At 71.0% G+C, this 14,761-nt stretch carries 13 protein-coding genes; 4 read left to right on the top strand and 9 right to left on the bottom strand.

All coding sequences use genetic code 11. The features are described from left to right. Window positions 1-6: 6 nt before the first annotated feature. On the top strand, window positions 7-528 hold the full coding sequence (locus A4R43_RS22890) for a hypothetical protein (RefSeq protein WP_113694215.1): 522 nt from the start codon (window positions 7-9) through the stop codon (window positions 526-528). Here A4R43_RS22890 and A4R43_RS22895 read toward each other — a convergent pair. The 9 genes from A4R43_RS22895 to A4R43_RS22935 all read right to left on the bottom strand — a co-directional run bounded on the left by A4R43_RS22895 (window position 518) and on the right by A4R43_RS22935 (window position 12,250). Continuing rightward, complete coding sequence (locus A4R43_RS22895; protein ID WP_113694216.1) at window positions 518-1,687, bottom strand: CaiB/BaiF CoA transferase family protein; 1,170 nt, start codon at window positions 1,685-1,687, stop codon at window positions 518-520. The two genes, A4R43_RS22890 and A4R43_RS22895, sit on opposite strands and share 11 nt — an antisense overlap. After that, window positions 1,687-3,099 (bottom strand): aldehyde dehydrogenase family protein, encoded by a 1,413-nt coding sequence (locus A4R43_RS22900; protein WP_113694217.1) that lies wholly within the window; start codon window positions 3,097-3,099, stop codon window positions 1,687-1,689. The genes A4R43_RS22895 and A4R43_RS22900 overlap by 1 nt, the downstream gene beginning before the upstream one ends. A gap of 152 nt (window positions 3,100-3,251) precedes the next feature. Further along, window positions 3,252-4,196: an ornithine cyclodeaminase family protein gene (locus tag A4R43_RS22905; protein ID WP_113694218.1), complete on the bottom strand. Its 945-nt coding sequence runs from the start codon at window positions 4,194-4,196 to the stop codon at window positions 3,252-3,254. Next, entirely contained in the window at window positions 4,193-4,891 is a 699-nt protein-coding gene (locus tag A4R43_RS22910; RefSeq protein WP_113694219.1) for a GntR family transcriptional regulator, read from the bottom strand. Before A4R43_RS22910 ends, A4R43_RS22905 begins: the two co-directional genes overlap by 4 nt. Beyond that, complete coding sequence (locus A4R43_RS22915) at window positions 4,888-5,679, bottom strand: SDR family NAD(P)-dependent oxidoreductase (RefSeq protein ID WP_113694220.1); 792 nt, start codon at window positions 5,677-5,679, stop codon at window positions 4,888-4,890. Before A4R43_RS22915 ends, A4R43_RS22910 begins: the two co-directional genes overlap by 4 nt. 1 nt (window position 5,680) lies before the next feature. Next, window positions 5,681-7,372 (bottom strand): hydantoinase B/oxoprolinase family protein, encoded by a 1,692-nt coding sequence (locus A4R43_RS22920; protein WP_113694221.1) that lies wholly within the window; start codon window positions 7,370-7,372, stop codon window positions 5,681-5,683. Continuing rightward, window positions 7,369-9,405: a hydantoinase/oxoprolinase family protein gene (locus A4R43_RS22925; RefSeq protein WP_162788559.1), complete on the bottom strand. Its 2,037-nt coding sequence runs from the start codon at window positions 9,403-9,405 to the stop codon at window positions 7,369-7,371. The genes A4R43_RS22920 and A4R43_RS22925 overlap by 4 nt, the downstream gene beginning before the upstream one ends. Next, window positions 9,402-11,054, bottom strand: coding sequence for a thiamine pyrophosphate-binding protein (locus A4R43_RS22930; RefSeq protein WP_113697812.1), 1,653 nt, complete (start codon window positions 11,052-11,054; stop codon window positions 9,402-9,404). The genes A4R43_RS22925 and A4R43_RS22930 overlap by 4 nt, the downstream gene beginning before the upstream one ends. 41 nt (window positions 11,055-11,095) lie before the next feature. After that, complete coding sequence (locus A4R43_RS22935; RefSeq protein WP_113694222.1) at window positions 11,096-12,250, bottom strand: NAD(P)/FAD-dependent oxidoreductase; 1,155 nt, start codon at window positions 12,248-12,250, stop codon at window positions 11,096-11,098. 110 nt (window positions 12,251-12,360) lie between these two features. On the opposite strand from A4R43_RS22935, the gene A4R43_RS22940 reads away from it, so the two are divergent. The 3 genes from A4R43_RS22940 (at window position 12,361) to pqqC (ending at window position 14,759) form a co-directional block, all read left to right on the top strand. Then, the gene (locus A4R43_RS22940) at window positions 12,361-13,731 is read left to right on the top strand and encodes a WS/DGAT/MGAT family O-acyltransferase (RefSeq protein WP_113694223.1); all 1,371 of its coding nucleotides are present in this window, start codon (window positions 12,361-12,363) and stop codon (window positions 13,729-13,731) included. A gap of 169 nt (window positions 13,732-13,900) precedes the next feature. After that, the gene (gene pqqA, locus A4R43_RS22945) at window positions 13,901-13,996 is read left to right on the top strand and encodes a pyrroloquinoline quinone precursor peptide PqqA (protein WP_113694224.1); all 96 of its coding nucleotides are present in this window, start codon (window positions 13,901-13,903) and stop codon (window positions 13,994-13,996) included. Between the two features lie 70 nt (window positions 13,997-14,066). Next, window positions 14,067-14,759 carry a pyrroloquinoline-quinone synthase PqqC gene (pqqC, locus tag A4R43_RS22950; protein ID WP_113694225.1) on the top strand — a complete coding sequence of 231 codons (693 nt, stop codon included), beginning with the start codon at window positions 14,067-14,069 and terminating at the stop codon, window positions 14,757-14,759. Window positions 14,760-14,761 lie beyond the last annotated feature (2 nt).

Raw genomic sequence — 14,761 nt, forward strand, 5'->3', positions numbered from 1 at the left:
GCCCCGATGGTTTTCATGCACCCCGAGTTGCGGGCCGCGGCCGGGCACCTGGTCCGGCTGCGGGCCGCGGCGGAGGTGCTGCACGCGCCCGATCCGCTGGACGCGCTGCGGTACACCGACTGCGCACCCGCCGCCTTGCGTGGCATGGTCGAGCGGGCCCGCATCGCGCAGAAACCGCTGGCGGAGGCCAACGCCGACTACGGCGAGGCACGCATCCGCGCCGGGTTCGGCGAGCGCGGCACGCTCGCCGGCGCCTACCGGGACGAACGGGAGGCGATCGAGCGGACCGTGCTGGCCGGGCTGCGGGTCGCCGACCAGCTCGACCTGCTCGCCCGCGCGGCGGCCCGGTACGCGGTGGAGGTCGCCGTCCAGGCCGATCCCGCGTGCGTGCTGGTGCTCGACGGCGACCTCACCCCGGAACCGGCCGAGGTGGTGCACGAGGCCTGCGCCGCGATCGTGCGCACGGCCGAGGAACACCTGGTCTCCATCGACGCCCTTACGTCCGAATTGGACGGTCTCATCCGGTGAAGTCGGCGATTTCCGCTTCGCTGTACCCGAGTTCGGCCAGCACCTCGGCGGTGTGCTGGCCCAGAAGCGGTGGCGCGGAACTGGGCGCCGCCGGGGTTTCCGAGGCCTTCACCGGGAATCCCGTGCCGTAGTAGGTGCCCACGCTCGGGTGCGGCAGCCGGACGATCTGCTCGCGTTCCTCCGCCCACGGGTCCTCGTACACCTCGTCGATGGTGTTGATCGGACCGGCCGGAATGGAGGTCTCGTCGAACTTCTTCAGCCATTCCGCGCTCGGGCGCGTGCGCATCACCGCGGTGATCCGCTCGTTCAGCTCGTCCCGGTGCTCGGCCCGCAGCGCGTTCGTGGCGAAGCGCGGATCGTCGGCGAGGCCGAGCAGTTCGCGGAAGGCACGCCACAGCTTTTCACTGCCCACGGCGACGTTCAGCCAGCCGTCGGCGGTCGGGTATGCCTGGTACGGCACGATGCTCGGATGCGCCGAGCCCATCCGCTCCGGCCGCTTCTTGTCGTAGAAATACGCGCCCGCCGCGTAGATGTGCCAGGCGAGCTGAGCGTCCATCAGGGACACGTCGAGGTACTGCCCGCGGCCGGTGGAATGCCTGGCCTGCAAGGCCATCAGCACGCCGATGATTGCCCAGGTGCCCGCGTTCAGGTCGGCCACCGGCAGGCCGACCTTCGCCGGCGGGCCGTCGGGCTCGCCGGTCAGCCCCATCACGCCGCCCATGCCCTGCGCGATCAGGTCGTAACCGGGCCGGTCCCGGTAGGGGCCGGTCTGGCCGAAACCGGTGATGGACACGTGGATCAACCGGGGGTTCAGCTCGGACAGGGTGTCGTAGCCGAGCCCCCAGCGCTCCAGCGTGCCGGGGCGGAAGTTCTCCACCAGCACGTCCGCCCGCGCCACCAGCCGCCGGACGGCCTCCTGGCCGCGCTCGCTCTTGAGGTCGAGCACGATGCCGCGCTTGTTCCGGTTCGCCGCGAGGAAGTAGACCGCCTCGTCACTGGCGCCGACAAAGGGCGGACCCCAGTTCCGGGTGTCGTCCCCGTGTCCCGGTGGTTCGACCTTGATCACCTCGGCCCCCATCTCGCCGAGGTACTGCGTGCAGTACGGCCCGGCGAGAATGCGGGACAGATCGACCACGCGGAGGCCGTCCAGCGGCCGCATCAGCGCTGGATCGCCTTGGTCTCGAGGAACTCCTCCAGCCCGAACCGGCCCAGCTCGCGTCCGTTGCCGGACTGCTTGTACCCGCCGAAGGGCGCCATCGGGTTGAACGCGCCGCCGTTCACCTCGACCTGCCCGGCGCGGATGCGCCTGGCGACCGCGGTGGCGTGCTCGGCGTCCCCGGCCCAGACCGCGGCGGCCAGGCCGTACTGGGTGTTGTTCGCGATGGCCACCGCCTCGTCCTCGGTCTCGTAGGTCAGCACCGAGAGCACCGGCCCGAAGATCTCCTCCTGCGCGATGGTCATCTCCGGGGTGACGTCGGCGAACACGGTCGGCCGCACATAGTAGCCCTTGTCCAGGCCCTCCGGCGCGTCCGGGCCACCGGCGACCAGCGTCGCGCCCTCCTCGATGCCCTGCCGGATGTAACCGCGCACGCGGTCGCGCTGGGCGGCGGAGACCAGCGGCCCGAGCTTGGTGGCCGCGTCGGACGGGTCGCCGACGGAGAACTTCGCCACCCCGTCCGCGAGCAGGCCGACCACCTCGTCACGCTGGTCGCGGTGCACGATCATCCTGGTCAGCGCGGTGCAGGTCTGCCCGCTGTTGAGGTAGACGTTGCTCAGCCCGGCCTTGACCGCGGTGGGCAGGTCGGCGTCGGGCAGGATCACGTTCGGCGACTTGCCGCCCAGTTCCAGCGCGACCCGCTTGACCGTCTGCGCGGCGACCTCGGAGACCCGCGAGCCGGCCCGGGTGGACCCGGTGAAGGTGACCATGTCGATGTCCGGGTGTGCCGCGATGGCCTCGCCGACCACCGGCCCGGTGCCGCTGACCAGGTTGAACACCCCGGGCGGCAGGCCGATCTCGTCGAAGATCTCGGTGAGCAGGTAGGCCGCGAGCGGCGCCACCTCGCTCGGCTTCAGCACCACCGTGCAACCGGCCGCGAGCGCGGGTGCGACCTTCGCCACAATCTGGTGCAGCGGGTAGTTCCACGGCGTGATCGCACCGACCACGCCGATCGGCTCACGCACGATCAGGGAGTTGCCGACCTCCTCACCGCGCTCCGGCACGATCGCCGGGTCGGCGTAGCTGCCCGCCACCACCGCGGGCAGCCCGGCCTGCACCTTCTGCGCGATCTTGACCGGCGCGCCCATGTCCGCGGTGATCGTCTCGGCGATCACCTGGTTGCGTTCCTTCAGCTTGGCCGCGAGCCGGCCGAGGTACCCGCACCGCTGCTCAGCGGGGGTGGCGGCCCAGCTCTCGAACGCCCGGCGCGCGGCCGCGACGGCGGCGTCCACGTCGGCCGCGGTCCCCTCGGGCACCCGGTCGATGACCTCTTCGGTCGCCGGGTTGACCACGTCGATGGTCGCCGAACCGGCCGAAGCAACCCACTTGCCGTCGACATAGATCACGTCACGCATCGAGCGAACTCCCTTGTCTGTCCGGTGCCTGCGCTTCGCACCCTAACCCCGCCGGCTCGCGCCGCCGCAGGTTCTCGGCGGGATACCTGCCCATGTCACGAATGTGGCTTTCGAGACGCGAGAGGTCTCGAAAGCCACATTCGTGACATCCGCTAACCCCGGTCGCGATCGAGGACGGCCCACGCGGCTGCGGCGTCCTGGACACCGACCCCGGTGCTGTTGTAATAGACCAGGTCCGCCGGGCTCCGCCGTCCCGGTGCGGTGCCGACCAGTACCTCGCCGAGTTCCTGCAGTTCCGGCTCGGCCAGTGGCGCGTCCACGATCGGCCCGGCGTGCGACCGCGCGGTCTCGCGGTGGTCGACCACCACGGCCGCGGCCGCCTCCACCACGTCCCGGCCGACCTCCCGCCGGTGCGGTTCGAAGGACCCGATGCTGAGCACCGTGCAGCCCTCGGCCAGCCACTCCCGCCGGATCACCGGTTCGGTGCTGACCGTGCACAACGCCACGATCCCGGCCCCGCGCACCGCGCTCTCCGCGTCCTCCGCCGCGACCACCGGCAGGCCGAGTTCCGCGGACAGCTCACGCGCCGCCCTCGTCCGGTGTTCCTCGCCCGGGCTGTACATCCGCACTGTCCTCAGTGGACGCACAGCGGCGATCGCGCGGACGTGCGCCACGCCCTGCACCCCGGTGCCCAGCACGGCCAGCTCGGTGACATCCGGGTTCGCCAGCAGGTCGGCCGCGACCGCGCTGGCCGCCGAGGTGCGGATGGTGGTCACCGCCGCACCGTCCAGCACCGCCACCGGCACCCCGGTTTCCGGGTCCAGCACGGTGATCACGCCGTGGATGCTGGGCAGCCCGTGTTCGGCGTTGCCGGGGTTGAAGCTGAGGAACTTGCACACCGGGCCGGTGTCCGGCGACAACCGGCACGGATAGGCCAGCGCCAGCGCGCCACCGGGCCCGGGCACATGGGTTTTCGGCGGCAGCACGGCGGTTTTCTCGCCCAGCGCGCGGAAGGCGCGCCGCTGCGACTCGATCGCCGCGTCGATCCCGAGCAGCGCGCCGATCTCGGCGGCGTCGAAGAACCGAGGTGCGGTCATCGGGTCTCCCTTCGGTGGTACGCGGCGAGCAGCTGGCGCTCGGCGTCGCGGAGGTAGCGTTCCAGTGCCTGCTCGGCCAGGTCGAACCGGCGTCGCCGGAGGTGGCCGATGATCTTCTCGTGCCGCGCCAGGTACGGCTCGAAGAACGCCTGTGTGCTTTCGGTCAGCACGAAGAACAAACGCGTTTCGGCCAGCACCTGCCGCATGGTGCCCGCGACGCGGTCGCTGCCGGACAGCTCGCAGAGCGCCTGGTGCCAGCGGATGCTCGCGGTGCCGACGGCCCGCCAGTCCTCGTCGAGCGCGGCCTGCTTGCCTTCGGCGAGCGCGGCCTCCAGCCCGGTGAGCACCAGGTCCTCGCGATCGGCTGCCTCACGCACGGCCGCGCACTCGACCATGCGCCGGATCCGGTACAGGTCCTCGATGTCCGGCGCGGTCAGCACGCTGACGAACACGCCGCGATTCAGCTCCCGCACGGCCAGCCGCTCGTGCGCCAGCAACTGGAACGCCTCGCGCAGCGTGTTCCGCGAAACACCGAGCGCGCCGCTGATCGCGGGCTCGGAAAGCCGTGTCCCCGGCAGGAAAACGCCCTCGGTGATGCGCTGACGCAGGATCTGGGCCACCCGTTCGGCGGTGCCCGCCCTGGCGAGCGTGCCGCGGTCGCCCGCGAGCACCGCCGACGGATCACCGCTGGTCATCGGACGCCCAGCTCGAAATCGAGCGAGTACCGGTTGCCGGGCATGGCCCCGGCCGCCTTCGCGCCGTCCACCGGGAGCACGGCACCGTTGACGAACCGCGATTCGTCGCTGGCCAGGAACAGCACCGCCTTCGCCACCTCCCACGCCTCCCCGACCCGCGCGGCCGGCGTGCTCGCGGTCAGCGCGTGCTGCTTGGCCTCGAACTCGTCGGGCGACGCCAGCGTGCTGCGCAGCATGTCGGTGTCGATCGCGCCGGGATTGACGGTGTTGACCCGGATGCCGAGGTGCGCGTGTGCCACCGCGAGCGACTTCGCCAGCCCGACCAGCGCGTGCTTGGTGGCGTTGTAGACCGGATCCGCCGGGCGGCCCATCATGCCGCCGTTCGACGAGGTGAGCACGATGCTGCCCGCCTTGGCGGCGATCATGTGCGGCAGCACCGCGCGGGCGGCCAGGAAGGCGGTGCGCACGTTGACCGCGAAGATGTGGTCGAACTCGGCGAGCGTGGTTTCCGGCAGCGGCTTGCCGAGGTGGATGCCGACGTTGCTGAACAACACGTCGATCCGGCCGTGCTCGCCGAGCACCTGCTCCACAAAGGACTGCACGGCGCTCTCGTCGGTGGCGTCGACTTCGGTGTGCGTGAAGTTCTCGTGCCCGAGGTCTTCGGCCGGTTCGCGGATGTCGCTCGACCGCACGACCGCGCCCTCGGCGAGGAACTCCTTCACCGTGGCCAGGCCGATCCCGCGTGCCCCGCCGAAGACCACCACGACCTTGTTGTCCATGCGCCCCATGTCAGTCCCTTTCCACGATCTGGTAGTCGGCGGGCAGCCGGACCAGCGCGTCCGGCCTGCCGGTGTAACGGATTTCCACCCCGTAGACCTCGCGGGCTGCTTCGATCGACACGTACCCGTCGACCACGTCCGCCAGCACGCGTTCCGGGTCGCGTTCGCGTGGGTCGCCGTAACCACCGGCGCCCGGCAGCACCACGTCCACCTCCGCTTCGGGCGCCAGCTGCACGCGGCGCTTGCCGGGCAGGGCCGTGCCGTCGGCGAGACCGAACCGGCCGGGCGCTCCGTCGTGTCCACAGTGGACACCCGTCGCCGGTGCGGTGGTCCGGTCCACGTTTCCGTTGACGCTCCAGGAAATGTTCCCGCGGGCCACCACCGTGGTGGACTGGCCGAGACCACCGCGGTAGGTGCCCGCGCCACCGGAGTCGGTGCGCAGCACCCGGCGGGTCTGGACCAGTGGCGCCATGGTCTCGATCACCTCGGTCGGCGTGGCGCGCAGGCCGCTGGGGAAGCCCGTGGTGTTCAGCCCGTCCTTGGTGGTCCTGGCCCCGATGCCGCCGGTCTGGAAGACGTTCAGCATGAACTCGCGACCGTCCGGTTCGGACCGTCCACGCCAGATGGTCATCCACAGCGCGTCCGCGCTGTGCGCCATCCGCCCGTCCAGCGCGCCGATCAGCAGCGACGGCAGGAAGTGGCCGATCAGGTGCCGCGAGGCGACCGGCGCGGGCGGCAGGCAGTTCAGCACCGAACCGGCGGGCGCGGTCACGTGCACCGGCCGGAACGAGCCCGCGTTGTGCGGCACCTCCGGCGCGATCGCCGCCTTCACCGCGAAGGAGGCGTACGCCCTGGTGTAGTTGAGCACCACGTTGATGCCGTGCCTGCTCTGCGGCGACGAACCGGCGAAGTCGATGTCGATGTCCTCACCGCGCACGGTCAGCGCGACCTTGAGCCGTACCTCCTCGTCACCGAAGCCGTCGGTGCGCAGCTCACTGCGGAAGGTGCCGTCCGGCAGCGCGGCGATGGCGTCGCGCAGCGCCCGTTCGGACCGGTTCATGATCTCCGCGGCGATCTCGTCGATCGAGTCCAGGCCGTACTCCTCCGCCAGGCGCACCAGGCTCGCCGCCCCGACCTCGTTGCCCGCGACCTGCGCGTACAGGTCGCCGATGGTTTCCTCCGGCGTGCGCACGTTGGCGCGGATGATCGCCTCCAGCTCGGCGTTCACCTCGCCGGCGCGGAGGAACTTCATGATCGGCAGCCGGAGGCCCTCTTCGAACACCTCGTTCGCCTCGGCCGAAACCAGCCGACCGCCGATGTCCGGCGCGTGGCAGCACGAAGCAAACCAGGCGATCACCCGGCCGCGGTGGAACACCGGGGTGGCCACGGTGATGTCGTTGATCTGGCCCGCCGTCTGCCACGGGTCGTTGGTGAGCAGCACGTCGCCCGGTTCGAGCCGCTCCGGCGGGAAGGCGGCGACGAAGTGGTGCATCCCGGTGGCCATCGCGTTGATGTGACCGGGCGTGCCGCCGACCGACTGCCCGATCATCTCGCCGCGGGAGTCGAACACCGCGCACGCCAGGTCGAGCGATTCACGGACCACCGCCGAAAAGGCCGTGTTGACCAGTGCGTTCTGCTGCTCGGCGAGGATCGAGTGCAGCCGGTTGCCGATCACGCCGACGAGGATCGGGTCCACGCTCACGGGGTCACCACCAGGCTCGCGTCGGCGCGCACGGTACAGCTCGCGCCTGGCGGTATGACCAAAGTGGACTCGCGTTCCTCGATGATCGCCGGGCCGTCGATCCGGTCGCCGGACTTCAGCAGGTAGCGGTCGTACACGGCGGTGTCGACAAATCCACCCGGGAAGTACGCCTGCCTGCTGCCCTTGCGGGCTTCGCCCTCGCCCGGTTCGACGTTCAGCCGGAGGTTCACCCGCGGCACCGGCCCCGACGAGACCACCCGCCAGTTGAGCACCTCGACGCCGACGTCCGGCCCGGTGCGCCGGTACAGCTCGCGGTAGGTCTCGGTGAAGTCGTTCACCAGCGAGGCGGGCCACTCCCCCCGGCGCACCGGCACCCGGATCTCGTACCCCTGGCCCTGGTACCGCATCTCGGCGATCCGGCTGTGCGTCACTATGTCCACTCCGGACGCTTTCAGCAGTTCCTCGCCCTCGCGCTCCATTTCGGCGAACAGGGCGTCCACTTCGGACCAGCTCAGCTCGTCCACCCCGGCGCGCGAGGTCCGCACGAAGTCGAAGGCCAGTGGCGCGGTGAGGAAACCGACCGCGCTCATCACGCCCGCGGCCGGTGGGGCCACCACCTGGCGCGCGCCCAGCGCCCGCGCGACACCCACGCCGTGCACCGGCCCGGCACCGCCGAAGGTGAACATCGGCAGCCGCGCCGGGTCCTTGCCGCGTTCCACCGCGTGCGCCCGCGCGGCGTTGGCCATGTCCTCGTTGACGTGCGCGTGAATGCCGTAGGCCGCCTCGGCCAGGCCGACGCCCAGCGGTCCGGCGATCTTCTCGCGGATGACCGCGCGAGCCGCCTCCAGGTCGAGCGCCATCTCCCCGCCGAGGAAGTAACCCGGGTCCAGGTAACCGAGGACCAGGTCGGCGTCGGTGACCGTGGGCTCGGTGCCACCACGGCCGTAACAGACCGGTCCCGGCTCGGAACCCGCCGAATCGGGGCCGACGGTGAGCAGACCGAGCGCGTTGATGCGGGCGATCGAGCCGCCGCCGACGCCGATCTCGATCATGTCGGTCACCGGCACCTTCACCGGCAGCCCGGAGCCCGGCAGCAGCCGGTACACCCTGTCCACTTCGAACTCGTGCGTGACCAGCGGCGCGCCACCGGAGATCATGCACAGCTTCGCCGTGGTGCCGCCCATGTCGAAGGCGAGCAGGTCCGCCTCACCGGCGGCGGCCCCGAACGCCGAGGCCGCCAGCGCCCCGCCGGCCGGGCCGGATTCGAGGATGCGGATGGGGTACCGCGCGGCCGTGTCCACTGTGGCTATTCCGCCGTTGGACAGCATGATGTGCGGTGCCGGGCCGATGCCGGCGCGGTGCACCCGCTGCTCCAGGTCACGCAGGTAGCGCTCGGTCAGGTCCTGCACGTACACGTTCGCGGCGGTGGTCGAGGCGCGCTCGAACTCGCGGATCTCGGGCACCACCTCCGACGACAGCGCGACTCGCAGCCCCGGCGCCACCTCGGCCAGCACGTCCCGCGCGCGGCGTTCGTGCTCGGGATTGGTGAAGGAGTGCAGGAAGCAGATGGCCACCGCTTCGATACCGCGCTCGGCCAGCTCGGTGCCGAGCCGCGCGACGTGGTCCTCGTCGAGCGGGGTGCGCACGCTGCCGTCGGCCAGGATCCGTTCCGGCACGTCGAACCGGAGGTGCCGCGGCACCAGCGGCTCGGGCAGTTCGATTTCCAGGTCGTACAGCTCGTAGCGGTGTTCGCGGCGCATCTCCAGCACGTCGCGGAACCCCTCGGTGGCCAGCAGCGCCAGCTTCGCGCCCTTGCGCTCGATCAGCGCGTTGGTGACCAGCGTGGTGCCGTGCACCAGTTTGTCCACTTGGGACGGCTGGGTCAGCGTCGCGGTCAGCAGCTCACCGACCGCGCGGGCGGGTTCGTCGTGGGTGGTCAGCGTTTTGCCGATGGCCACCACCCCGGAGTCGTCCAGCACGCACAGATCGGTGAACGTGCCACCGATGTCCACGCCAACCCGCAGTGCCATCACCGCTCCTTCCGGTACCAGCGTGGTGAGGTGTTCAGCGGGGGTCGCATGGCCGCCTCGACCACCATTAGGTTCGGTTCGTCGGCCTGGATGAACGCGCCCAGCTTCCGCCGGAAGGCGCGGCCGAAGCCCTTGACCCGCTCGGCGCGGATCCCGAACGACTTGCCCAGCGCGACGAAGTCGGGACCGACCAGGTCCACCCCGCGGTGCGGCAGGCCGCTGTGCGTCTGGTCGTACCGCAGCATGCCGTACCCGCCGTCCTCCACCACGACCACGGTGACCGGCAGGTTCTCCTGCGCGGCGGTGGCCAGATCACCGCAGCCGTAAAGGAAACCGCCGTCGCCGGTGATGCACACCGCGCGGCCCGCGCCCGCCGCCGCACTGCCGATCGCGGCCGGGAAGCCGAAGCCGAGCGTGCCCCAGCCCATCGGGTAGGCCAGCTTGCGTGGCGCCGGAATGCGGTGGAAACCGCCGATCCAGTACCCCGCGATGCACATGTCCGAGACCAGGATCGTGTCCTCCGGCAGCACTTCCTCCAGTGTGCCGAGGAAGTCGGCGGCCTGCGGCTCGTCCTCGCGGATGCGGCGGCGCACGGCCGCGCTCATCCGCCGCAGGCGCGCGGTGAGCTTGTCCAGGCCTTCCTTGGGCGGCAGCTCGCCGAGCAGCGCGGTGACCACCGTGCGGGCGTCCCCGACCAGGTTCAGGTCCGGCTGGTAGTTCTTCGCCGCGTCCGCCGCGTCGACGTTGACCGTGACCAGCGTCGGCGGTTGCGGCATCAGCCAGTTCTGCGTCATCAGCCCGTCGAAGTCGGTGCCGACGCCGAGCACCAGGTCGGCCTCGTCCCAGAGCGCGCCGACCTCCGGGGCGTGCACCGAATTCGGGGCCAGGCAAGGATGTTCGGGCGGGAGCAGGCCACGCGCGGCGAAGGTGGTGAGCACCGGCGCGGCGAGTTTCTCCGCCAGCTCACCGATGACCGCCCCGGCACCCGCGCGCAACGCGCCACCACCGGCCCAGATCAGCGGCCGCTCGGCGCGCTCGAACAACTCCCGCGCGCGCCCCAGGTCGAGCGGCTCGGCGACGGGCGTGCGGTCCGGCGTATCGGGAACGCGCTGGGCGGTGGCGGACAGGAAGTCGGTCGGAATGCCCAGGTAGACCGGGCCGCTCTGCGGCCGCAGCGCCAGCCGGGCCGCGGTGAGCGCGGTGCCGGCGATCTCCCCCGTGCCGCCGGCGGTGTACTGCGCCTTGGTCAGCGGCGCGAACAACGCGGCCTGGTCACTGGTCTCGTGCAGCACCCCGCGCACCATGCCGGGACGGCGCAGCGTGGACGGGATGTCGGTGGCGACGACCAGCACCGGCGAGCCGGAGGCCTGCGCCTCGCCGACCGCGGCCAGCGTGTTCGCCGCGCCGGGCCCGGTGGTCACGATCGCCACGCCGAGCTTGCCGGTGGCGCGGGCGTACCCGTCGGCGGCGTACGCGGCGGTCTGCTCGTGGCGGACGCCGATCAGCTGGATCCCGGTGTCCGCCAGTGCTTCCCAGATCGGCAGGTTGTGCACCCCCGGCAGGCCGAAGGCGACCTGAACGCCCAGTTCCCCCAGTGCGTCGGCGAGCCGGTCGGCCCCGGACTTCGGCTTGGCATGGCTGACTACCGGCACCGGCACAGCCTACGAGATCGTTCAACGATTGAACACCCCAGCTAGACGATGTTGTGCTCCCCGCCGCCGGTTCCGCCGCCGTCGAAGCGGCGCACGTCCAGCGTGGAGACGTCGATCGACGGCGCCCGTCCCAGGTAGAGGTCCCGCATCACCTCGCCCACCGCCGGGCCCATCTGGAACCCGTGGCCGGAAAACCCGGTGGCGTACAGGAATCGCGACACCCCGGCCGCCTCGCCGACCACCTGGTTCCGGTCCGGCGTCATCTCGTACAACCCCGCCCAGGCCGCGCGGATGCCCGCGTCCAGCACCGACGGCGCCCGCCGCTCGACCAGTTCGGCCAGCGCCGGCAGCCACTCCCCCGGCTCGTACCGCGTGTCGAAGTCCGCCTCCGGCGTGCCGGGGAACGACAAGGCCAGCCCGTCGCCCTCGGGGTGGAGGTAGAACGCCGAGGGCATTTCCACCGTCAGCGGCACCGAATCCGGCCGCCCCGGCACGGGACCGGTGAACACCACCTGCCGTCGTTCCGGCCGGACCGGCAGCGGGCAGCCCGCCAGCGCACCGATGCGCGCCGACCAGGCCCCGGCCGCACACAGCACCACCCCGGTCCGGACCACTCCCGCGGTGGTCCGGACCGCGCGGATCCGGTCGCCGTCGCGCTCGATCCCGTCCACCTCCACGCCGGTGCACAACGTCGCGCCGAGCGCACGCGCCGCCCGCGCGTACCCCTGCACCACCGCGTCCGGCGTCGCGCGCCCGTCACCCGGCGACCACACCGCCGCGTGCACACCGTCGACCGAGATCAGCGGGTTGTGCTGCTTCGCCTCCGCCGGTTCGACCACGCGGCTCGCCACGCCGAACGAGTTCTGCAACGCCACGCCCGCTTCGAACCGCGGCAGGTCGGCCGGGTCGGTGATCAGGTAGAGGTAACCGTCGCGCCGGAAGTCGATCTCCTGGCCGAACCGCGCGGGGAACCGCTCGAATTCGGCCAGCCCGCGCAGGCCCAGCTCGATGTTGACCCGGCTGGTGAACGAGGACCGCACCCCGCCCGCCGCCTTCGCCGTCGAGCCGGCGCCCAGCGCGCCGCGTTCCAGCAGCAGCACGTCCACCCCGGCCTCGGCCAGGTGGAACGCGCAGCTCGTCCCGATCACCCCGCCGCCGACGACCACCACGCCGGCCTCTTCGGGCAGCTTCGCCATGTACGCAGGGTAGATCCCTTCGTTGAGGGCTTTCCTCACGGCGAACCGTGCGTAGACTCGGCCCTCCGGTGGAACCCACCCCGTGGGTGCTCGACGAAAGGGGGCCGGAAATGCCGCTGATGCCCATCACCGACTCGATGTTCCTGATGGTGGAATCCCGCGAGCACCCGATGCACGTCGGCGGCCTCCAGCTGTTCCGCAAACCCGAAGACGCCGGGCCGGACTACCTCAGCGAAATCCGGCGCAGGCTGCTCGACCGCTCCGAGGTCCGCCGCGCCTTCCGCCGCCGTCCCGCCCGCCCGGTGAACACCATGGGTTACGCCGCCTGGGCCGAGGACGTCGAACTCGAACTCGACTACCACTTCCGGCATTCCGCGCTGCCGCAGCCGGGCCGCATCCGCGAGCTGCTCGAACTGACCGGCCGCTGGCACAGCACGCTGCTCGACCGGCACCGTCCACTGTGGGAAGTCCACCTGGTGGAGGGCTTGCGGGACGACCGGTTCGCGATGTACAGCAAGGTGCACCACGCGTTGATGGACGGGGTTTCCGCGCTCCGCCAGATGCAGGCGACGCTCAGCGAGAGCCCGGACGAGCGTGACTCTCCGCCGCCGTGGGGCGGGCCGGCAGCGACAAAGGGCGTGCGACGCAGCCGCCGCGACCCGGTCTCGCTGCTCACCGGCGCGCGCCAGTCGCTCAGCCAGCTGGCGAAGCTGCCGGGGGCCGCGGTGAAGGTGGCCACCGAAGCCTTCCGCGAGCACAGCCTGACCCTGCCGACGCAGGCCCCGAAGACCATGCTCAACGTGCCGATCGGTGGTGCGCGGCGGTTCGCCGCGCAGTCGTGGTCGCTCGACCGCGTGCGCCAGGTGGCCACCGCGGCCGGTGTCTCCCGCAACGACGTGGTGCTGGCGATGTGCTCCGGCGCCCTGCGTGACTACCTCATCGAGCAGCGGGCGCTGCCGGACACCGCGATGGTCGCGATGGTGCCGGTGTCCATGCGCAAACCGGTCGAAACCGGCGCCAGCTCGGGCAACGCGGTCGGCGCGCTGCTGTGCAACCTGGCCACCGACCGCAGCGATCCGGCCGAGCGGCTCAAGCTGATCCACCAGTCCATGCGGAACGCCAAGCGGATCTTCAAAGACCTCACCCCGGTGCAGGCGCTCATCCTGTCCGGCATCAACGTGGCCCCGCTGGGCGCGTCCACCATCCCCGGCTTCGTCAACAACACGCGCCCGCCGTTCAACCTGGTGATCTCGAACGTGCCCGGCCCGCGCAAGACCATGTACTGGAACGGCGCGCAGCTCGACGGGGTCTACCCGGCCTCGGTACTGCTCGACGGGCAGGCCCTGAACATCACGCTGACCAGCAACGGCGACAACCTCGACTTCGGCATCACCGGCTGCCGCCGCAGCGTGCCGCACCTGCAGCGCATCCTCACCCACCTGGACACCGCGCTGGCCGAACTGGAGAGCGCGGTCGCCTGAGTCGTCGGATCATTTCTTCTCACCCTGGGTGAGGACAGCGCGGCTTTACTACTCCATCAGCGGGACGATGGCTTGGGGCAAGTCAGAAATTAGCCGACTTCCCTAGATTTCCGTCGGGCGGCGCTTCTAGGGTCGTCTTGCCCGGTCGTCAGTGATCCGAGGAGTCAGCATGATCGAAACCGCTACCGAGGTCTGGACCACTCCGGACTTCGTGGAGTACGAGACCCCGATGGAAGTCACGGCCTACGCGGCCCGGATGGAATAAGCACGGGCGGGCGGGGGCCCGCGCGGCCCCCGTCCGGTTCGCCAGCGCCTCGACGACCAGGAGGTCCGCCATGAGCGCGCCGCTCAGCCACGAAGAGTTCGCCGCCGCCCTGCGTGGACTGTCCCACCGGTACTGGGGCACCCACCCGTTCCACCACCGGATGCACGCCGGTGAGCTGTCCGAGCGCGAACTGCGGATCTGGGCCGCGAACCGCTGGTACTACCAGCGCATGATCCCGCAGAAGGACGCGGCGATCATCAGCAACTGCCCGCTGCCCGAGGTACGCAGGCAGTGGCTCCCCCGGCTGGTCTACCACGACGGCGCCACCGCGGGTGAGGGCGGTATCGAGCGCTGGCTGCGGTTGTGCGAGGCGGTCGGTCTCAGCCGCGAGGAAGTGCTGGACGAGCGGCACGTCGCGCCCGGTGTGCGATTCGCCGTGGACGCCTATGTCACTTTCGCCAGGACAAAACCGTGGGTGGAAGCGGTGGCCTCCGGCCTGACCGAGATGTTCTCCGGTCATCTGATGAAACGCCGCGTGGCCGACATGCTGGCGAACTACGCCTGGATCAACCGCACCGACCTGGCCTACTTCACCAACCGCATCGACGCCGTCTCCGGCGAGGGACAGGCCACTGTGGACCTGGTGCTGCGCCACTGCGAGACCCGCGCCCAGCAGGAGGCCGCGATCGCCGCGCTCTCCTTCAAGTGCGACGTGCTGTGGTCCATCTTGGACGCCATCGAACGCGCCGCGGCCAAGGAGTGAGC

Origin of the sequence: Amycolatopsis albispora, from assembly GCF_003312875.1 — a bacterium.
Taxonomy (GTDB): Bacteria; Actinomycetota; Actinomycetes; order Mycobacteriales; family Pseudonocardiaceae; genus Amycolatopsis; species Amycolatopsis albispora.